The organism is Catenovulum sp. SX2 (assembly GCF_052056295.1).
Taxonomy (GTDB): domain Bacteria; phylum Pseudomonadota; class Gammaproteobacteria; order Enterobacterales; family Alteromonadaceae; genus Catenovulum.
The window spans coordinates 655,580-676,659 of record NZ_CP182493.1; the positions used below are offsets into that span (position 1 = coordinate 655,580).

Annotated in this window: 15 protein-coding genes, 1 tRNA gene and 1 pseudogene; 9 read left to right on the forward strand and 8 right to left on the reverse strand. The window is 40.9% G+C overall.

The window, feature by feature from the left end; all coding sequences use genetic code 11:
* Positions 1–3: 3 nt before the first annotated feature.
* Both ACMZOO_RS02840 and ACMZOO_RS02845 read left to right on the forward strand, forming a co-directional pair.
* Positions 4–1,533: a DUF3413 domain-containing protein gene (locus tag ACMZOO_RS02840; protein WP_440905294.1), complete on the forward strand. Its 1,530-nt coding sequence runs from the start codon at positions 4–6 to the stop codon at positions 1,531–1,533.
* Positions 1,534–1,614: 81 nt separating this feature from the next.
* Positions 1,615–1,691 (forward strand) — tRNA-Pro (locus tag ACMZOO_RS02845).
* Position 1,692: 1 nt separating this feature from the next.
* Here ACMZOO_RS02845 and ACMZOO_RS02850 read toward each other — a convergent pair.
* The 6 genes from ACMZOO_RS02850 to rpsU form a co-directional block, all read right to left on the reverse strand.
* Positions 1,693–4,767, reverse strand: coding sequence for an efflux RND transporter permease subunit (locus ACMZOO_RS02850; protein ID WP_440905295.1), 3,075 nt, complete (start codon positions 4,765–4,767; stop codon positions 1,693–1,695).
* Positions 4,767–5,834, reverse strand: coding sequence for an efflux RND transporter periplasmic adaptor subunit (locus tag ACMZOO_RS02855; RefSeq protein WP_440905296.1), 1,068 nt, complete (start codon positions 5,832–5,834; stop codon positions 4,767–4,769). The genes ACMZOO_RS02850 and ACMZOO_RS02855 overlap by 1 nt, the downstream gene beginning before the upstream one ends.
* A 194-nt stretch (positions 5,835–6,028) precedes the next feature.
* Positions 6,029–7,864 (reverse strand): RNA polymerase sigma factor RpoD, encoded by a 1,836-nt coding sequence (gene rpoD / locus ACMZOO_RS02860; RefSeq protein ID WP_016955770.1) that lies wholly within the window; start codon positions 7,862–7,864, stop codon positions 6,029–6,031.
* Between the two features lie 138 nt (positions 7,865–8,002).
* Entirely contained in the window at positions 8,003–9,766 is a 1,764-nt protein-coding gene (gene dnaG, locus ACMZOO_RS02865; RefSeq protein WP_440905297.1) for a DNA primase, read from the reverse strand.
* Between the two features lie 72 nt (positions 9,767–9,838).
* On the reverse strand, positions 9,839–10,285 hold the full coding sequence (locus ACMZOO_RS02870) for a GatB/YqeY domain-containing protein (RefSeq protein ID WP_026016782.1): 447 nt from the start codon (positions 10,283–10,285) through the stop codon (positions 9,839–9,841).
* Between the two features lie 16 nt (positions 10,286–10,301).
* Entirely contained in the window at positions 10,302–10,517 is a 216-nt protein-coding gene (gene rpsU, locus ACMZOO_RS02875) for a 30S ribosomal protein S21 (protein ID WP_016955767.1), read from the reverse strand.
* A 185-nt stretch (positions 10,518–10,702) separates the two neighbouring features.
* Between rpsU and tsaD the strand changes: the two genes are divergently transcribed.
* Together tsaD and dbpA are read left to right on the forward strand one after the other, a co-directional pair.
* Entirely contained in the window at positions 10,703–11,725 is a 1,023-nt protein-coding gene (gene tsaD / locus ACMZOO_RS02880) for a tRNA (adenosine(37)-N6)-threonylcarbamoyltransferase complex transferase subunit TsaD (RefSeq protein ID WP_440905298.1), read from the forward strand.
* A gap of 21 nt (positions 11,726–11,746) precedes the next feature.
* Entirely contained in the window at positions 11,747–13,135 is a 1,389-nt protein-coding gene (dbpA, locus tag ACMZOO_RS02885) for an ATP-dependent RNA helicase DbpA (protein ID WP_440905299.1), read from the forward strand.
* On the opposite strand, the gene ACMZOO_RS02890 is transcribed toward dbpA, so the two are convergent.
* Positions 13,132–14,700: an ATP-binding protein gene (locus ACMZOO_RS02890; protein ID WP_440905300.1), complete on the reverse strand. Its 1,569-nt coding sequence runs from the start codon at positions 14,698–14,700 to the stop codon at positions 13,132–13,134. The genes dbpA and ACMZOO_RS02890 overlap by 4 nt on opposite strands.
* 132 nt (positions 14,701–14,832) lie before the next feature.
* Here ACMZOO_RS02890 and miaE (ACMZOO_RS02895) point away from each other — a divergent pair.
* The 3 genes and pseudogenes from miaE (ACMZOO_RS02895) to miaE (ACMZOO_RS02905) all read left to right on the forward strand — a co-directional run.
* Positions 14,833–14,961 (forward strand): annotated as a pseudogene (miaE, locus tag ACMZOO_RS02895) (tRNA isopentenyl-2-thiomethyl-A-37 hydroxylase MiaE); the annotation flags it as partial.
* A 306-nt stretch (positions 14,962–15,267) separates the two neighbouring features.
* Complete coding sequence (locus ACMZOO_RS02900) at positions 15,268–16,077, forward strand: YagK/YfjJ domain-containing protein (protein ID WP_440905301.1); 810 nt, start codon at positions 15,268–15,270, stop codon at positions 16,075–16,077.
* 81 nt (positions 16,078–16,158) lie between these two features.
* Positions 16,159–16,917 (forward strand): tRNA isopentenyl-2-thiomethyl-A-37 hydroxylase MiaE, encoded by a 759-nt coding sequence (miaE, locus tag ACMZOO_RS02905; RefSeq protein ID WP_440905302.1) that lies wholly within the window; start codon positions 16,159–16,161, stop codon positions 16,915–16,917.
* Positions 16,918–17,539: 622 nt separating this feature from the next.
* On the opposite strand, the gene ACMZOO_RS02910 is transcribed toward miaE (ACMZOO_RS02905), so the two are convergent.
* On the reverse strand, positions 17,540–17,908 hold the full coding sequence (locus ACMZOO_RS02910) for a hypothetical protein (RefSeq protein ID WP_440905303.1): 369 nt from the start codon (positions 17,906–17,908) through the stop codon (positions 17,540–17,542).
* A 637-nt stretch (positions 17,909–18,545) separates the two neighbouring features.
* Here ACMZOO_RS02910 and ACMZOO_RS02915 point away from each other — a divergent pair.
* Positions 18,546–18,752 carry a helix-turn-helix domain-containing protein gene (locus tag ACMZOO_RS02915; protein ID WP_440905304.1) on the forward strand — a complete coding sequence of 69 codons (207 nt, stop codon included), beginning with the start codon at positions 18,546–18,548 and terminating at the stop codon, positions 18,750–18,752.
* A 20-nt stretch (positions 18,753–18,772) separates the two neighbouring features.
* Positions 18,773–21,079, forward strand: coding sequence for an EcoAI/FtnUII family type I restriction enzme subunit R (gene hsdR, locus ACMZOO_RS02920; protein ID WP_440905305.1), 2,307 nt, complete (start codon positions 18,773–18,775; stop codon positions 21,077–21,079).
* Position 21,080: the final 1 nt, after the last annotated feature.

Sequence of the window (21,080 nt, forward strand, 5' to 3'; positions counted from 1 at the left end):
TTAATGTTTTTAAACAATCAGAATCAACAGAGATCCCATTTATATTCTTGGGGTAACTGGTTTAGTTTAACCAATATGTTGGTTGGACTATTTTTATTTACCATCTATTGGTTTGCTGATCCTATGCCGCAGAGCATTATTGGCAAACTCTATATGTTGATGTATTCGATAGGCCACGCCGGTTTTCTATTCTTTCTTGGTTATTTGATATTTGTTTTTCCAGTAACCGCGTTAAACAAACCCAATATAGCCAAACCTTGGGCATCTTTTGTTGCGGCGTTAGGCATCACCTTTTTGTTTATAGATGCACTGATTTATTCAGCTTACGGCTACCACCTTAACTTTTTATCGCTCGACTACATTCAAAACGACTTTCAACTGCTAACCCAAAGCCTACCAACTGGCTTTAAAGTAGCGATATTTTTAGTGTTTATGGCAGTTTTTGCAGTTGAGTTGGTTTTAGCCAACGCACTGTGGCGCAATTTAGATAAGTATCGCCAGATACTGCTTAAAATTAAGTTATTACCTGTGGTGGTAACTTGTTTTGTTATCGGCCATATCGCGCATATTTGGGCCGATTTAAGCTTATATAAACCGATAACTCGACAAGATAATCAACTGCCGCTATCGCACCCAATGACGGCTAAAACCATGTTAAGTCAGTCAGGTTTGTTTGATATAGACGAATACCAAACCAAAAAACAACTAACTTTCGACTTATCGAGCTACAAAGTAGATATCCCTAACTTTCAATTTAGCTGTTTTAGTCCAACAACTAATTTCACAGTAACATTGTTAGAAAGTGACAAGTTAACAGTTGAACAGATCAGCCAATACATTCAACAACTAGATGCAGGTTTTGCCGCCAGCCAACATTGGTCACCTCTGACTAGCCAAGATAGTTTGTTTGAAATTATTAGTGGTATGCCAGCCATTTACCAAGACCAGTTTAACCAAATGCCCAATGTATTGGATTCAGCGTTATTATCTACCGGGGTAAATAGCCAGTTTATTAATTTACCGTCGGATACACGCAAATGGTCAAGCAACTTTGCATCAGCCAACCGGGTTAGTAGTTTTACCGCCCAGTTTTCGTATTACAAGGTGAACAAAGAATCTGAACTTGCCGCGATTGCCAGCAAAGCCAAACAGCAAATTATTATTGTACAGGCCGGTGAAAGCCATGAATATGGTGCAATGCTGGTTAAAGGTGAATTAGTTCAGTTACCTACAATCACCTCAAATTTTGATGTATTACCGACTCTACTCGAAGGCTGGTTAGGCTGTTCTTTCCAACAAAGTTACGGCAAATTTGGCCAAAATGTATTTTCAGTACCACGCCAAAACAATTGGTTAGTCAGTGCTGATAACGAACATATTTACGTTTGGCACCAAGACGTTTTAACCAAAATTGATAGCGACGCCAATATGCAAAGTGTGCAAATGGTTAGCCAACAAATTGCGCAACCACCAGTGAATGCAACGCTTGCACGTGCGATTCAATTTTTAAAACGCAATTTGGTTGAGAAATAACCAACAATTTAAATAACTTATTTAAATTTAGTGCCGACTATTGCAATCAAATTACATTTGATTAATATGGTCGGCCTCGGTCGGATTGTAGCGCAGCCTGGTAGCGCACTGTCATGGGGTGTCAGGGGTCGGAGGTTCGAATCCTCTCAATCCGACCAATTAATTTTTCGCTTTCAAAAAACACAGTAACAACGCAGGTAGCGTAGTTAAACTGATTAACGTTGAAAACGCGATGCCGCTTAACACTATAATCCCTACTCCTCGATATAACTCAGAACCTTCACCCGGTATTAACACCAAAGGGGCTAAGCCGCATAATGTGGTTACAGTCGACATCACTATAGGTTTTAAACGCGTTTGTACCGCAGACGTTACCGCTTGCTTAATGTCTGTCATGCCAGCTTCAATATTGCGTCTGCTTTGGTCGACTATCAAAATTGGGTTATTCACTACAGTACCGAGCAAGATCAGAAAACCCAACATAGTGATCATGTCAAATGGTTGATGCATACCTAAACCATTAGCCGCTACTAAACCTAACAAACCACCTGCCATACCTAAAGGCACTGTCGCTAAAATAAACAAGGGATAGCCCCAATGTTTAAAAATAGCCACTAACAGCAAATAACACAGTGCTATCGCAATCACAAAATTGCTCGATAACGCCTGTTTAGTTTTGTCTAATTGATCGGCTGCGCCACCAATACTGACATTGACGCCCTGTTTTAAATCCCCTTGATTGCGCAATTTTGTCAGTAGTTCGTTTCTAACAATCTGCTCAGCTGTTTCAAGGGCCACATCGCGTGGAGGGATAATATACACAGTTACAGTACGTTTACCGTCAATTCGGCGTAAACTATCACTATCGGCTTTTTCTACTATGTCCGCCAATGAATTCAGCGGCACTAGCCCGTTATTGGTTAAAATCGGTGCTTGCGCAAGTTGTGACAACTGTTGTTTATTACCAGCTGATGAAAATAAAAATACATCTACTTTGTCATCATCCAATATCAATTCATCAACATACGCACCGTCACTTAATGCGGCAATGGTGTAACCTAATTCATTAGCACTCATACCAACTTCAGCGAGCCGTTGCCAGCGTGGTTGAATTTCGATTAATGGTTGATCTAACGTCAGTGACGACGGCTGTGAATTTACTTGTGGTGAATCAAATAATTCATTGGCTAAAGTATAAATAGCGTTGGCCGCTTGATATAAATCGGCTTGATTAGCGCCACTAATGTCCAATGCAACCGCTCTAGTGCCACCGTCGTTACTACTGATAATTGACCCCCTTGATGAAAAGGCACGCATGCCAGGGTAAGTTTTAAATTTAGCTGTTATTGCTTTCATCATAGCGTCAATATGCTCAGCATTGACTGGCTCACTTAAAAACCATATACGGCCAACATTAATAGAAATCGAGTAATATTTAAGTGGTGGGATATCAGTTTCACCCCGTTCAAATGCCGCAGGATCAGCATTTAAATGCTGATTAAAATATGGGATAAGCTCATCACCTATTTTTTCCATATGGCTGAGATTGTAGCCAGGAGGCGCAATCATCATAGAAAAGGCTTTTGGCTCTTCCCCTTCTGGTAAATATTCCGCTTTTGGCATTAACAACCAGGCGCCACCCAAGACTAAAACGACGGAAGCAATCAATACACTGACACGTGATTTTGGCTTGTCCAATAGCTTGATAAAAACGCTTGGTAGACGCATCTGCTTATCGTCTGAGGATTGTTGGCATGCGAATTTGGCGCTGGCAGCAGGCACAACAAATATTGCCACTAACATAGAAGCTATAATGGCCGCTGAAATGGCAATAGCGACATCCGAATATAATTGGCCAGCCTCTTGTTGAATAAATAAGATAGGTGCAAACACCAAGACAGTTGTTAAAGTAGATGCCAACACAGCTGGCCATACTTCTTGCACACCGGTAATTGCTGAAGTTATTTTGTCTAAACCACGCTTTCTCGCTTGGTTTATATTTTCTAAAACAACTATGGTGTTATCCACAGTCATACCTATGGCAAAAGCAACACCCGCCAAAGATATTACGTTGATAGTGCGGTTAAAAAACAATAAACCTAAAAATGCGGCTATGGTACATATAGGTACACCCAAAACGCCGATAAGGGTTGAACGTGGGCTTTTTAAAAACCAAAACATCACTAAGGTTGCTAATAACGCGCCTAAACCCAAATTAACCCAAACATTTTTAATGGAGCCTTGCACGTAACGAACATCGTCACTTAATAAAGTCAGTTGCAAACCATTATCTTGTAAAAGCTCGCTATTTATCCGTTCGACTACATTCAGCATTTGCTCTTTTATCGCCATAACATTCGAGCCACTTTCGCGCTGCACCATTAAGAGTAGTGTTCTCTCGCCCTCGTTATAACCTATGCTTCGCACTTCGTAGTGATCTAAGTTCACCTCAGCAACGTCTTTTAATTTAATTGTGCTATTTTGTCGCTGCGCAATCACTAGCTCTTCTAACGCTTTGGCTGAATCAAATCTGCCGACCATACGCAATAAATATCGACGTTTGCCACTGTCGATATCACCGGCTGAAGCGTCTCTGTTTCTAGCGCGAATTGCATCTCGAACATCTGTGAGCTTTAAGCCTCGTGCAACCAACTTTTGTTGATCTATCAGTATTTGTACTTGCCGTAACGCTCCACCGCGAATAGCAATTTGTGAAACCCCAGCAACACGCTCCATTTCAGGACGCACCACATCTTCGGCAAAGTCCCTAAGCATATCTATGTCTAAATTTAATGGGTTGCCCGCTTGTGGTTTTAAATTAAAAAACATAAAGGCATTGCTTGAAAACGAACTGCTGTATAGCACAGGCTGGTCAACATTTTCTGGATAATTCGGCACTTGCGACAATGCATTGCTCACTTTAATCAGGGCTTCGTTGATATCGACCCCAAAAGGAAATTCAAGCTCAATTTGCGCTTGGCCTGTATTAGCAAAACTCGACATACGCTTCATATTAGGGATGACACGCAAGTAGCGCTCTTGCTCAATCAATATCTCTTTTTCGACGTCTTGCGGTGTTGCACCTGGCCATTGAGTAACAACAGATATGGTGCGCACTTCTAAATCGGGGATCATCTGTACTGGTATTTTAAATGCGGCAACAATGCCTAAGATACAAGCAATCAGAACAGTAACAGCAACTAAAATTGAATGTTTAACAGCGCCAGCTAACATTATTCTAGCCCCGCCACGTTAGAAGGTTTTATTTGAATTGCTTGTTGGTCTTTGAGCATTTCATTGCCTTCGGTGATGACATTATCCGTTGCTGATAAACCACTTAGAATTTCAATGTACTCACCAATGCGCTCACCAATAACAACCGACTTACGTACAGCTTTATTATCACTTGCAATAAATACACTATAACCACCATCAGGGTGGCGTAATAATGCATCAGAAGGGATGGTTAAAACATTTTGTTGAATATTTTTAAGTGGGATTGCCACACGTGCAGACAAACCAACTTGCACTTCAGCTTGTTGTGAAAGTTCGACCCGCAATAAAAAGCTGCGATTTTGGCTATCGACTAGCGGCACTTTGGCAAAAACTTTACCAGAAATTTTTGTCGAATGATTGTTATCAAGTTCAAGCATGACAGTTTTATCTTTGTCGATTCGGGCAAAGTATTCTTGTGGTACGGCCAAATCTAGCCATAACTTTTGTAAATTTACTAGCTCAAAGGTTTGTTGACCGCGGTTAACCCATTCACCTACGTCTAATTTTCGGCTGACTATTACTCCGGCAAATGGTGCAACAAGTTGGTGGCGGTTAACTAATTCCTGTTGGTATTGGTAGTTGGCAGTTATTTTAGCTAAATGAGCTTGGGTGACAGCCTCGTTAGTCACTCTCTGTTCCAGCTCGGTTTGTGGTAATAATTGTTGCTGTGATAACGACTTTGCTTCCGCTAAGCGCCTTTTCGCTTCATTAAACTCGACTTGAGCTTGTTGTAATTCAGCTTTAATAGCCTGCAACTGCGCTTGTGCAAGTTTATCGTCTAATGCTAATAACACTTGGCCTTTAGTTACAAAATCCCCTGTTTCTACGTGCAATTGCGTAACGACTCCATCAATTAAACTCGACAAATTTGCATGCTCAGCAGAATTTATTGTGCCAGTTAACTCAAGGCTTCGGCTATTTTCTTGCTGACTTACAGGCGCAATCACTACATTAGCCGGCGGATTTGCCAGTGTTTGCCAAGAAAATAACAACAAGAAGAAAGTGAGACAGTTTAACTTTTGCATATAGCAGCCTATTTATTGCACTCGGGTGCAGGTAATTATTTTATAAAGGGTTTTCTAGAGCCTGATATCTTAACTAATTTCCAAACAAGTTAAAAGCAAATGACAATCATTATCAACAAGAAAATAAGGTAAATTTTAGGCATAAAAAAAGCCTCTTTCGAGGCTTTTTTAAATAAGATATTTGCAGTAGCTGACTATTCGTCTAAGAAGCTGCGCAATTGCTCAGAGCGCGAAGGATGACGTAATTTACGTAATGCCTTAGCTTCAATCTGACGAATACGCTCACGGGTTACGTCAAACTGCTTACCAACCTCTTCTAACGTGTGATCAGTATTCATATCAATACCAAAACGCATACGTAATACTTTAGACTCACGTGCAGTTAAACCTGCTAGTACATCACGTGTTGCCGCTTGTAAGTTTTCTGAAGTTGCAGCATCAACTGGAGAGCTGATGGTGTTATCTTCAATAAAATCACCTAAGTGTGAATCTTCATCATCACCAATTGGCGTCTCCATAGAGATAGGCTCTTTGGCAATTTTCATCACTTTACGGATTTTATCTTCCGGCATCTGCATCTGTTCAGCCAACTCTTCAGGTGTTGGCTCACGACCTTTTTCTTGCAACATTTGACGAGAAATACGATTCAATTTATTAATCGTTTCAATCATATGTACAGGAATACGTATGGTACGTGCTTGGTCAGCAATTGAACGCGTGATCGCCTGACGGATCCACCAAGTTGCATAAGTTGAAAACTTATAACCACGACGGTATTCAAACTTATCTACCGCTTTCATCAAACCTATATTACCTTCTTGGATTAAATCCAAGAACTGTAAACCACGGTTAGTGTATTTTTTCGCAATTGAAATTACCAAACGTAAGTTAGCTTCAACCATTTCTTTTTTCGCACGGCGCGCTTTCGCTTCACCGATAGACATACGACGGTTGATGTCTTTAATGCTAACAACACTGAGTTTAGTTTCTTCTTCAATTTGCTTAAGCTTTTGAATACAACGTAAAATTTCGTCTTTATATTCGTCAAGCTTAACTGAATAATCTTTGTTTGCCGCAATTGCATTGTCTAACCAAGCTGTAGATGTTTCATCACCTGCAAATGCACGAGTGAATTCTTTTTTCGGCATTTTTGAATATTCAACCGCGTGTTTCATGATGATACGTTCTTGTGTACGTACTTTATCCATCATGCCACGCATATGGCCAACCAATTTATCAAACTGTTTTGGCACTAAGCGGAATAACTTAAAGATATTGCTTAATTCTTCAATTTGCGCACGTGTATCAGGGTGGCTGCGGCCTTTTTCATCCACAACTTTCATCACGTTTTCGTATGCTACACGTAATTCATTGAATTTTTCGCGCGCTAATTCAGGATCAATACCTGTATCTTCTTCTGCATCATCATCGTCGTCATCATCTTCATCGTCTAACTCGTCTTGCGACAATTCAGAACCAACGTGAGTAGCAGTTGGAGCCATAACATCATCAGGCTCATTTGGATCAATAAATCCAGATACGATATCAGTTAAGCGGATTTCTTCCGCTTCAACTTTGTCGTATTGATCTAATAAATAGGTGATGGCTTCTGGAAATTCTGCAACTGAGCATTGAACTTGGTTGATGCCTTCTTCAATACGCTTAGCAATGTCAATTTCGCCTTCACGCGTTAAAAGCTCAACCGTACCCATTTCACGCATATACATACGCACTGGGTCTGTCGTTCGACCAATTTCGCTTTCTACTGAAGCTAAAGCTTGAGCCGCTGCTTCTGCAGCCTCTTCGTCTGTAGCATTTGTTTCTTCTGACATCAATAATGCATCGGCATCAGGCGCAGATTCGAAAACCTGAATACCCATGTCGTTGATCATACTAATGATGTCTTCAATCTGGTCTGAATCGACTATCTCTTGTGGTAGATGGTCGTTAACTTCGGCATAAGTTAAATAGCCCTGCTCTTTACCTTTAGCAACGAGCAACTTAAGTTGTGACTGACGGTTTTGCTCCATACAGACTTCCGATTACCTATGAAATGAAAATAAAATAACTGTGCAGTGAACTCGTCATTATAGCAGAGTTTTACACCGAATACATAAATTGAAATTGATAACTACTATTTTTAGTCAAGATTCTAGTACACTGATGGCTCACTTAGCTTTCAATAACTGTAAATATTCTTGCTTTTCAGCAGGTGTAATCAAATTCATCTTAGCTTTTGTTTGTAATTCAGCTTTTCGCCTATTAACAAACATAGCTAATATTTTTTCAATTGCATCTAAAAATACCACTTCTGTGTTTGCTTCATCGACATGATGTTCCCAAGCTAACAACTGAGAGAGTATTTTTTCTTGTTTAGTTCCACGCCAATCTTCGAGCATGGAAGCAGCGCTAGCATTAGGATGCTGGCGATAGTAGCGTATTAATAACACTAAAAATTCGACACCTGGCTCGTCCATAGCCGCAAGTAATTCTAATTGGCCATCTTGTAAATGCGCCAGATGATCTAATAGATGGGGGCAAGATAACAATAATGCAACCGCCATTCTAACAGGGGTGATTTTTTTACTGCTTGCAGCATTTTGTTGTGCAAGTTTTGCTTTGGCTTGACCGACTCTATCCACCTTCTGTGTCGGCAACTCTCGCTTTAACTTAACCGCTAATGTTGAGTTAATTGAATGTTTGTATTCACTCTCTGGCATACTATCAATTAACGGCTGCGCCAATTGACTGAGTTTAGAACGGGCAAAATCCCCTTCTGTTTCACCAATTTTTTCGTAAAGTTGTTGGTAGAAGAAAGCAACTAAATCTTGTGCTTGTTCAACTTGTTGCTCAAATGCCGCTTTTCCGTGCGCTTTAACATACGAATCGGGGTCTTCACCATCAGGCAAAAACATAAATTTAATTCGAATACCATCAACTAAACTAGGTAATGCATTTTCTAATGTGCGCCAAGCTGCGGCTCTACCGGCATTATCACCGTCATAACAACAAACAATTTCACTGGTTGTTCTAAGCATCAGCTTAATTTGGTCTTCAGTTGTTGAAGTACCTAAGGATGCAACCGCGTATGTAACGCCAGCTTGGAACAAAGCCACTACATCCATATAACCTTCAACCACAATTAAACGGTCGATTGAACGATTAGCATTACGTGCTTGATATAAACCGTATAATTCGCGGCCTTTGTGGAAAATACGTGTTTCTGGTGAGTTTAAATATTTAGGTTTAGCATCACCTAAAACTCGTCCACCGAAACCTATGCATTTGCCGCGTCTATCTAAAATAGGAAACATTAAACGACCACGAAATCTATCGTATAAACGTTTGTTTTCTTCTTTTTCGATTAGCATGCCAATATCGCGCAATTGCTCGGCTGCTTGACGGCTTTTGCCGACCGCCTTTAACAAACCATCCCATTCGTCTGGTGAATAGCCAATTTGAAAATGTTCAATAGTTTGTTGGTTTAAGCCGCGCTGATTTATGTAATCCAATACAGCTGGTGAATTTGCATCGTTATTGAGTTTGTATTGAAAAAACTCAATGGCTTGCGCCATTAATTCATAATCCTGTTTGGCATGAACATTGTTATAGCGGCTATTGTCGTCACCACCTTCTCTGGGTACAGCTAAACCATGTTGGCCCGCAAGTTCTTCAATTGCATCAACAAATTCTAGGTTGTCGTATTCCATTAAAAATGAAATAACATTGCCTTTAGCACCACAACCAAAACAATAATAAAACTGTTTATCCGGTGCGACTGAAAAAGAAGGTGTTTTTTCGTTATGGAAAGGACAACAGGCAGAATAGTTTTTGCCGGCTTTTTTTAAACGCACACGCGAGTCTATTACCTCTACAATATCTGTACGGGCAATTAGATCGTCAATAAAACTTTTGGGTATGCGTCCGGCCATTTATTCTTATGCGTGTAAAACAACAAAACCGCACAATTGTGCGGTTTTGTTAAAAAGAGATCAAGCTGAAAGTTAAGCGTTTAATTTTGCTTTAACAAGTTGGCTGACAACAGCCATATCTGCTCGGCCTTGCACTTGTGGACGAATTAGGTTCATCACCTTACCCATGTCCTGCATGCCTTGAGCACCACTTTCTGACACTGCATTCGCAATTAAATCGGCAACTTCTTGCTCGCTTAATGCTGCAGGTAAAAAAGTTTCTAATACTTTAATTTCTGCTTCTTCGATATCTGCAAGGTCGGCACGGCCACCTTGTGTATACTGTTCAACTGAGTCTTTACGCTGTTTGACCATTTTAGTAAGCACAGCTAAAACCTCATCATCATTTAAGGTTTTTTGGCCGTCAACTTCTAATTGTTTAATGGCAGACAACGCAAGCCTAATAGTACCAAGGCGAACCTTGTCTTTGGCTTTCATTGCCTCTTTCATGGCGTTTTTCAGCTGTTCAGTAAGAGTCATGAGTTTATCTAATCTCTTAGTATAACTTTACACGACGAGCGTTTTCACGCGAAACTTTCTTAGCGTGACGCTTAACAGCAGCAGCTTTTTTACGCTTACGCTCAGAAGTTGGCTTCTCGTAAAATTCACGGCTACGTACGTCTGCTAAAATACCCGCTTTTTCACATGAACGCTTGAAACGACGTAAAGCTACGTCAAACGGCTCGTTTTCTCTTACCTTAACAATTGGCATTAAATATCACCTCAGGATAATTTGATATTGACCGCTTCGAACAATTATTAAGCGGTTCTACTAAAAAATGGTGCCGAATTGTAATCCAATTATTCAACGAAAGTAAAGTTATTGAACACAAAAACTGGTTAAATAAATTCAAGATGGCTAAAATGCGCGCCAACAAGCAGTTATTGAGGTAAAAAATGCGCGTTTTAGGCATAGAAACATCATGTGATGAGACTGGTATTGCAGTTTACGACGACCAACAAGGTTTGTTAAGCCATCAATTATATAGCCAAGTAAAATTGCACGCAGACTATGGCGGTGTTGTCCCCGAGTTAGCCTCGCGCGATCACATTCGTAAAATAGTGCCATTAATTGAAAAAACTTTAGCCGAAGCAAATTCTACTAAAGCAGATATAGACGGCATAGCTTTTACTTCAGGCCCAGGTTTAATCGGCGCTTTGTTAGTGGGCTCAACTGTAGCTCGCGGCCTAGCATTTGCCTGGAATAAACCTGTTATTGGTGTGCACCACATGGAAGGTCACCTGCTCGCCCCTATGCTTGAAGAAACCCAAGCTGAATATCCATTTGTTGCTTTATTAGTATCAGGCGGACATTCATTAATGGTTGAAGTAAAAGGCATAGGCGAATATACCTTGCTAGGTGAAAGTATTGATGATGCTGTCGGTGAAGCTTTCGATAAAACCGCCAAGATTATGGGCTTAGATTATCCAGGTGGTCCGCGTTTAGCCAAACTAGCCGAGCAAGGCCAAGCAGGTGTATATAAATTCCCCCGACCTATGACTGACAGACCCGGTTTAGATTTTTCTTTTTCAGGGTTAAAAACCTTTGCGGCAAATACCCTGCGTGACTCAGACAAGTCAGAGCAGACTTTAGCCAATATCGCATACGCGTTTCAAGAAGCAGCAGTGGACACTTTAGTAATTAAGTGCAAACGTGCCTTAAAACAAACCGGCCACAAACGCTTAGTAATTGCCGGAGGCGTAAGTGCAAACGTATTTTTACGCGCGCAGCTCGAAGAGTTGATGAAAAAACTGCGCGGCAAAGTGTATTACCCACGCTTAGAATTTTGTACCGATAATGGCGCTATGATAGCTTACGCTGGTTGCCAACGCTTAAAAGCAGGTCAAGCAGGCAGCAATATAGAGATTAAACCACGCTGGCCGTTAACAGAGCTTTCAGCGCTTACAACACAACTTTAACTTATTAACCGAGGCCATTCAGTGTCACAACCAACATTCGATTCAATCAGTTTACGCACTGAGTTGCTAGAAAACTTAGCGTCTTTGCAATATCACAACATGACAGATATCCAAGCGCAAAGTTTACCGGCTATTATTCAAGGTAAAGATGTCACTGCCCAAGGCAAAACCGGCTCAGGCAAAACCGCGGCATTTGGTTTAGGTTTATTAAATAAACTGGATGTTAAAAAGTTTAGAATTCAATCTTTAGTATTGTGCCCTACTCGCGAGTTAGCTGAACAAGTAGCCGCAGAACTACGTAAACTTGCCCGAACCGTCCACAATATTAAAATTTTAACCTTATGTGGCGGCGTACCAATTGGTCGACAAATCGATTCTTTATACCATGGAGCTCATATCATTGTGGGTACACCAGGGCGCATTGAAGACCACCTTAACCGCGAAACTTTAGATTTAAGTTTTGTCGATACATTTGTATTAGACGAAGCAGACAGAATGTTAGAAATGGGTTTTCAATCAGCAATTGATGCTGTGGTTGAACAGATACCTGCTCAGCGCCAGACCTTATTATTCAGCGCAACCTTCCCAGAAAAAATTGAAGCGATCAGCGCCAGCATAATGCACAAGCCAATTATGGTGAAAGTTGAGTCTAATCACGACCAAAGCAGCATTAGCCAACACTTTTTTCATGTAAACAATAATGAAGATAGGCTCGCCGCATTGAGTTTATTGTTATTACAACATCAACCTCAATCAAGTGTAGTGTTTTGTAATACCAAAGCAGAAACCTTAACTGTATGCCAGCAACTCAATAATCAAGGATTTAGCGCACTTGCGTTAAATGGTGATTTAGAACAAAGAGAACGTGACCAAACTTTAGTCCAGTTTGCTAATAAAAGTGCCAGTATTTTAGTTGCTACCGATGTTGCAGCGCGCGGCTTAGACGTTGACAACTTAGACGCTGTATTTAACTACCAAATGGCGCACGATATTGAAGTGCATGTGCATAGAGTTGGCCGCACCGGTCGAGCTGGGAACAAAGGTTTAGCTTTTTCATTTTTTACCAACAAAGACCAATATAAAATTGAGCTGTTGAATGATTTGCTCGGCAGAGATATACGTGATGAAGCTTTACCTAGAGCCAGTGTTTTGCAACGGGAAATAACCCCACCCGCTATGGCAACCATACAAATTGATAGCGGCAAAAAACAAAAAATCCGTGCCGGTGATATTTTAGGTGCGCTGACACGCGATAAAGATTTACAAGGAGACGACATAGGCAAAATCCAATTATTTGATAATTGGGCATATGTGGCGGTAAATCGTGAAAAACGCAAACTAGCTTTAAGCAAAATCAGCAACGGCAAGTTAAAAGGTAAATCGGTGAGAGCGCGTTTACTGCGTGGTTAAGCCGAATAGTCAATCCAACTTTTGACTTCGCTATATAATTCTTTCATTTCAATCGGTTTAGCTAGATAACTATCAAAGCCACTTATTCGATAGTTATCTACGTCTTCTTTCATCACATTGGCGGTTAATGCAACTACCGAGATATGAGGTAATTTTTGTTTAATTAACTTACAAGCTTGTATCCCATCCATTACCGGCATTTGAATGTCCATAAGGATCAAGTCTGGCTGAAAGTCCAAAGTCATAGCAACTGCGTCAGAGCCATTATTAGCAATTTGAACATTTGCCCCCGTCGGCTCCATCATGGTTTTAATAATAATTTGATTTATTTCGTTATCTTCAGCAATTAAGATTTTTTTACCTAACAAATTAGGCACCAGAATATCGCCTTGGCGTTGCTTTATCTCAGCCACTTTGGCTTTTTTAAGCGGAAGGGCAACTTTAAAACAGCTACCTTTCCCCAACTCACTTACAACTGAAATGCTTCCATCCATTAAATCAACTAATGATTTAGTGATCGCCATACCAAGACCAGTGCCGCCATAATTCCGTGTTGTTGAATTATCCGCCTGCACAAAACGAGAAAATAGCTGCTCAATTGCCTCGTTTGACATACCAATACCAGTATCACTCACACTAAAAAACAAGCTAGAATCTTCATTTGATAAACTGGAGGAAACCTTAATTGTTACCTGACCGTCTTTAGTAAACTTAACCGCATTGGAGACCAAATTTAACAAAACCTGCTTTACCCTGACTGGATCGCCCTGCCAACCATCGATAAAACCATCTTCAATATCCAATACTAATTTAATATTTTTGTCTGCGACAATAGGCGTTACATCCGACATAACCACTTGAATTGAGCGTTCAAAATAAAAAGGAATATCTTCCAGTGTCAATTTCCCCGCTTCAACTTTAGAGTAATCAAGGATGTCGTTAATAATGGTTAACAATGTTTTGCAAGAGAATAGCGCGCGGTCAACAACTTGATTTGAGCTAGCATTCAATGACTCTTGTTTTAGAATTTGCAATGAGCCGTATATTCCGTTGAGCGGAGTCCTTATTTCATGGCTCATATTGGCTAAAAATTCGCTTTTAGCTTTGCTCGCTTTATCTGCCTGTTCCTTAGCTTCTAACAACTCTTGTTTTTGTTTGTTGCGCTCGGAAATATCGCGAATAAATGCCACAAAGTGCTCTGGACTGTCGTTTTCTTTCCCTCGATAACTGACAGTCACTTCAATCGGAAATTCTTCGCCATTTTTCTTAATATGCTTTGTTTCCAAACATATAACTTTCTTTTCCCTTAGGTCTGCCACAAATGCAAAAAACATCTCCTCAGTAAAAATTGGGTCAATATCCCATAACAACATACCTGTCATTTCACTGACATCCATATAATGTAACGAGGCAGCGTATTCATTTACTTTTAAAAATCGCCCTGTTTGACAGTCGACCCACTCAACAGCAAATTGAGCATGATTTATTGCTGACATTAAGTTTTGATGCAAGGAATCTAATTTTTCATCAAAAAATTTAATATTGGTTGTATGCTCAGCGCTCATCAATTGCTCAGGTTTGGATTGTTTTAATTAATAACAATATAGCAAACTAAAGTTTATATTGCTTAGGTTTGCTTATGTTACAATTCTGCATCTGAACGACTATCGATTTTGATCTCAAATTAAGATTTATCCGTGGACAAATTACTCGAACCTATTAATAGTTTTTTACACTGCGAAACACCTGATGAATGGGTAGCAGCAGCCAAGCAGCCAGAAAACCTAAGCATGTTATTAATAGATCATATGATCTGTGAGCTAAAAACTTACCTGTGCACATTACCTCAATCGTTGTACAACGATTTGATATATAAAGAAAAAATTTGATTCCATCTTTCTTTGAAATACAATCCCCCACTTTGAACAGATTGTTCCTGCGAATTCTTTAATTGTTATTGGATATTGTCTCTCGAAATATCCTGCGGCGCAGAAATTAATAAATCTTAGTGAATTGGCCGCTTTAGAGGAGGTTGGTGGGTATTATTATATTATCTATATAGGGGTATTAGGGGATTGCGTAAGAGTAGTGAGTTGATAAAGGTTGATTGGGCGTTACTGGGTGGCTTGCCAATGAAAATTAATGTGGTTAAAGACTCTGGGGTGTTTGCTGAGTACATGGGTCGGTATAAGTCACAAGTTGATCTTATGTCGCAGCATCACAGGAAGGTTTTCGCCATACCTTTAACTATCCAATTTATGAGAAAAAAGCACGCCCAGTGTAAAGACTACGAAAAGTACCATAATATGATTCGTTCAGGTGATAATAGCCTGCTGTCTGAGGCGATGAGGGACTTTTCCAAGTACTTAAAGGGTCAATACGGTAGAGATGTTAACGCAGCCCTCGTCGCAAGCAACAAGCCTTCTAGGTCTAGGCCTACACAAATAAGGCGTTTGGGCTACTGCTGGGCGAGAGAGCAGAAAGATGGTGATGAATATCCGCATTATCACATATGGTTGCTGCTAGACGGTTCACAAGTTAAAAGTCCGTTTGATGTTGTAAAGTGGCTAAACGATCGCGCCAAAGCCTTTAATCTAGCTCTATTTTATGCCAAAGGTGCTAAGAGGATAGATAGAAAAGACCCTAGCTTATATTGGAGCCTACTTCATCATATATCCTATTTAGCCAAAGAATCGAGCAAGGACAAAGAGTTAGTCAAAAAGGGGTCTAACAGGTACGGCGCTAGTAAGTTACGTCCGCCGAATGACATTGAATGGAAGGGTTTTACGTATGAGAGCGTCAGGAAGCAGATCCAAAAACAAGGTCGCTTTTTCATTACACAAGAGCTAGAGAACGATGTTTATCGTTCAGAAGAGGCATTGTTGGAAGATATCAGAAGCTCTATTCCTAATTGGAGTCCACCTAGTGTGATAACGACTTGATTAGCTGTATAATGAGCTTTATTAAATTGGGGGCATAGTAGTAAATCGCCCTGTGATTGATTAACTATAAGGGTTCAAAGGTTGAAAGAGTTACTACAACCTGTTCTTAGTTTCTTGAAGTGTGAGACACCTGATGGCTGGGTTAAAGAAGCTTCTAAGCCGAGTAACTTACCAGTTATCTTACTTGATCATTTAGTGTGTGAGTTGAAGGCGGCTCAGTCTGCAATGTTTTTGATCCGTAAGTATGCAGTTGATAAAGAAAGTGGCGATGCTTTGCTTGCTTGGCTAAAGCCGTTTGAAGACTTTACTTACCGAAAAGAAGGCGACTGGCGCGAGCTAATCAACCACACTAAGCTGTCTAAAGCCATGTTGCCTAAGTCGGGCACACCTTATGGTCAGGACTTAATAGATAAAATGGTCTTGTTGATCAAAGAAGAGTTGCATCACTTCTATCAGGTATTGGAGATCATGGATGAGTACGGTATCCCATATGAGAATATAAGCTCTAGCCGTTATGCAAAAGGCCTGTTAACTCACGTTACCAACCATGAACCGAATACCTTAATTGATAAATTAATATGTGGTGCATACATTGAGGCTCGTTCATGCGAAAGGTTTGCCAAGCTTGCTCCGCACGTTGACAAGCGTTTAGGAGACTTCTATGTGTCTCTATTGCGGTCTGAAGCTCGTCACTACCAAGACTATCTTTCACTGGCGGAAGAAATTGCTGGTCACGATATTTCAGAGCGAGTGGCACATTTTGGTGATGTCGAGGCCAAGTTAATAGCCTCTCCTGACAACGACTTTAAATTTCACAGTGGGCTTCCGAATCCAATATAAGAAAGCCCTGTTGAACAGGGCAATCAGCGTCCCTTGTACATCGATTTGCTCAACCAAAGTGACTGCATTACAGGTAGTCCGAAGAAAAAAGAAACTGTAATCTCTAGGTAAGACTAGGGGTAGTCGATATCTATTTAACACGCCCCCTTGCACCTACCTGAATAGCAACTTATCCAAGTATGCTAGCAACCTCCAAATAGTCTGCACTGCAAAAGGTTTAAATTGTTTAGGACATCAAGTCTAAAATCACGAACGAAACTCAACCTGCGATAACTTACCTATATCCGTTTTATATTGATACTAAAGGTTTTTTTAACAACGGTCACCTGCCCCCCCATAATGTGCGGTACGAAAAGCTAGGCCTCTGTAGCACAACTGATTTGAGTGTAATTGCACAGTATTCGGTACACGCATAGACTGTAATAACCGTCGCAGTCAACAAGCACACAATAGCCTAAACAGGCATCCGTGCCGATTTTTCTTATCGCGACTATCATTTTCAGTGATTCTTCTTCTGCAAGCTATGTATTTGTTATTCAATAAAATCTTGTAAGTAACTTATTGACATTATCCACGCATTGCTACAAGTGGGTTACGTTGTAGATTCAAGTTACCGGAGGGGTTACCCTAACCTAGTTAACTCAACAGCCTCAGCTTCACTTATGCCGCCCTCTACAAGTGCTTTTATTGTGACTTGGGTTGCTTCATTTAACACTTGTTTAGGTGTATAAGAAGGCAACGTCGTTAATTTCCAACCATCAGCGACGTCCCCACCTTCCTCACACGGAAATATTGAAACCGCGTAATGCTCCTTTTTAAAGTTTTTGTATGCCTCAACGGCTTCTTCAAAAGTAAGTACATAGGCCAAGTCTTGTTCTGGCTCTGCGTTCCGATTCCCATCGTTGACGATTCTAACCTGAGCTTGTGTTAGCCACATTGAGGACTTAAGCTCACCAAATTTCACAGTTATTTGTTCAGTATATTTTGGCATTTGACTTCCTCACTTATTAAATAAGTAGCATCAATTACTGGGGTAATGCTAATTGGCGGTTCCAGATAGTAGATCAATTAATAACAGGAATTCAACGCAACTTGTGAGCTCTAGACATCAATAATTATCGGGACAAACATCATTGAGTGTGAATATGATAGCAATAGCCCGTTACGCACTCACCAATAAGCTGTCAGTATAGTATGCGTTGGGGTACCTCCAGTCATCTAAAAAGCCTGAGTGCAAAAATATGGGAAGTAAACATGCATTGGACAGTCCCTATATTCGACCCCAAGCTGTGTAATCTAGCTATACGACAAAGGCTAAATTACTTGTGTCGCAGCAGGTTTAGGCTGCATAAATAATCGCGACCATAATCACATAAATACAATTGTGTGCTGCCCATTACAACAATGTACGAAAAGTATCCGCACTGTTTCGCATTAATTGGAATGAGGACAGGTTCAACTAAATTTTGAAAATTGAGTTAGGAACTCAGTTCTCTCTTTCACTGAGAGCTATAACAAGTTATATTAACTGTAAAAATTAGACTTGAGCTTAAATAATTAAAGGTAAAACCATATTGGGTACATGTCTCATTGCTAAGTAAGAATACCTAGTCCACGGGAGAAAATCCATGATCAGGTGCCACCTCGCACGGTTAATGGGCGAGCAGAAAATGAAAATCAGTGATGTCGTTCGGGCAACTGGTTTGAGCCGAAATACAGTTACGCTCATGTATAAAGAAACAGCACAAAAATATGATGTCATAGCTCTAGATAAGCTTTGCGAACTATTTAGTTGCGATATTTCTGATTTATTAGAACGAGATGCCAATCACTAGCAAGGTCAAGGAGTAGGCAAATGCCATCAGAAGCAGACACTAGGGCTAATTACATAGACCCTGCATTAAAAGCCGCATATTGGCAATCAGGCAACATCATTCGGGAACATTACTTTACTGATGGTCGTAAGCTTACAGGCGGCGTCCGTGGTCGTCGTTGTTTTGTCGATTATCTGCTTCACAAAGACAATCGTTACCTTGCTGTCGTTGAAGCAAAAAAAGAATCTGAGCATCCAACCAAAGGTCTCCAACAAGCTATCGACTATGCTAAGAAACTACTCGTTCGCTTTGTCTATTCAAGTAACGGTAAGCAAACCTATGAGTTCGATTTAGAAACTGGCAAAGGCGACTACATCGAGTTTTACCCAACACCACAAGAACTTGAAAACCGCTACGCTGGCGTTAATTCGGATCTGGGTCAACAACTTCGTAATGTGCCCTTTCATTTAGAAGGCGCAATGCAGCCGCGTTATTACCAAGAATTAGCGGTCCATGCCGCCACAGATGCCATTGGTAAAGGTAAGCCACGCGTGCTTTTAACGCTTGCTACCGGCACAGGTAAAACCTTTATTGCCTTTCAAATCGTCCATAAACTGTTTCAGTCTCGTTGGAACAAAGAATCTCCCGGTACACGTAGGCCTAGAATTTTGTTTTTAGCCGATCGTAATATTTTGGCCGACCAAGCGATTAACACTTTCAATCCCTATGAAAAAGACCTCATCAAAATAAACGGTGAGGAGGTACGCAAGCGTGGCGGTGTAGTGCCAACCAATGCACATATCTTTTTTGCTATCTACCAAGCCATTGCTGAGCGTGAAAATATTGAAGGCTACTACAAAGCGTATCCAAGTGATTTCTTTGACCTTGTAATGATTGACGAGTGTCACCGTGGCAGTGCTAATGAGACAGGCTCTTGGCGAGCCATACTCGATCATTTTGGCAGTGCGGTGCATGTCGGCCTAACAGCTACACCAAAACGTAAAGCCAACGTGGATACCTACGACTACTTTGGAACTCCTGCATTTGAATACTCATTAAAAGACGGTATCAACGATGGCTTTTTAACGCCATATCGTGTCAAGCGGGTACGTACCAACTTAGACGAGCTCGTGCTGACCAAAGATGACCAAGTGATCGAAGGTGAATCAGGGCAAGACGTCTATCAGGTAGAAGATTACGACAAGAAGATCATTGTTGATGAACGTACCGAGCTGGTCGCAAAAGCCATTTTGGACAATATCAATCCACTAGAAAAAACCATCGTCTTTTGCGAAAACCAAAATCATGCTCTCACCATGCGCGATATGATCAATAAACATAAAAAAGTTAAAGACCTACACTACTGCGTTCGTGTAACCAGTGACGAAGGTAAAGTTGGCCGCGAACTACTGGAAAAATTCCAAGATAATGACAAAGATATCCCCACCATTATTACCTCGTCGCAAATGTTAACTACTGGGGTAGATGCCCGGAACGTGCGTAATGTAGTGCTAGATAGAACCGTCGGTTCAATGGTGGAATTCAAACAAATTGTCGGGCGCGGAACCCGTGTTTTTGATGGGAAAGACTACTTCACCATTGTCGATTTTCGCGGTGCCACAAATAATTTTTATGACAAAGACTGGGATGGCGAACCTGAGGCACCTGAGCCAAGTGGCAGCGGTGAGCCAACACCACCACCTTATATGCCAGAGCCCCCCGATGGTTCAGACCCTGAACGTGGCGAGCCAAAACCTCGATTAAAAGTTAAACTAGGCAAACACCGTGAACTTAAAATCATTGATGTAGACACCCGTTATATCGATGAAAATGGTAAACCTCTCACGGTGCAAGAATTTGTGGAACGTTTGATCACCCAATTGCCAGGGTTATTTAAATCAGTTGAGGAATTGCGGCAGATATGGTCAGATCCAGACGAGCGCGAAATCTTACTAGGCAAATTAGTACAAGCAGGATTTGATAAAGAGCAACTAGCCTCACTACGGAGCATGTTTGAAGCAGAAGCGTACGATATATTCGATCTGCTAGCTTTTTTAGCCTTTGAGCAGCCAATGGCAACCCGCAAAGCTCGCGCAGATCAAGTACGCGCTAACAACGCCTTCTTTAATCAGTACCAACAAGAAAAGGCACAGCAGTTTTTACACTTTGTTCTCAATCGTTACGAACAAACCGGCAGCTCGGAGTTGTCACGCGAGTGCTTGCCCGCACTTATCGATCTATCGGGCTTAGGCACGATAAAAGACGCCTCTATAGCATTTGGTGGCAAACCTGCCTACTTGTTAGCGGCTTTTAAACAATTACAACAACAACTTTATCATGTGAACTGAG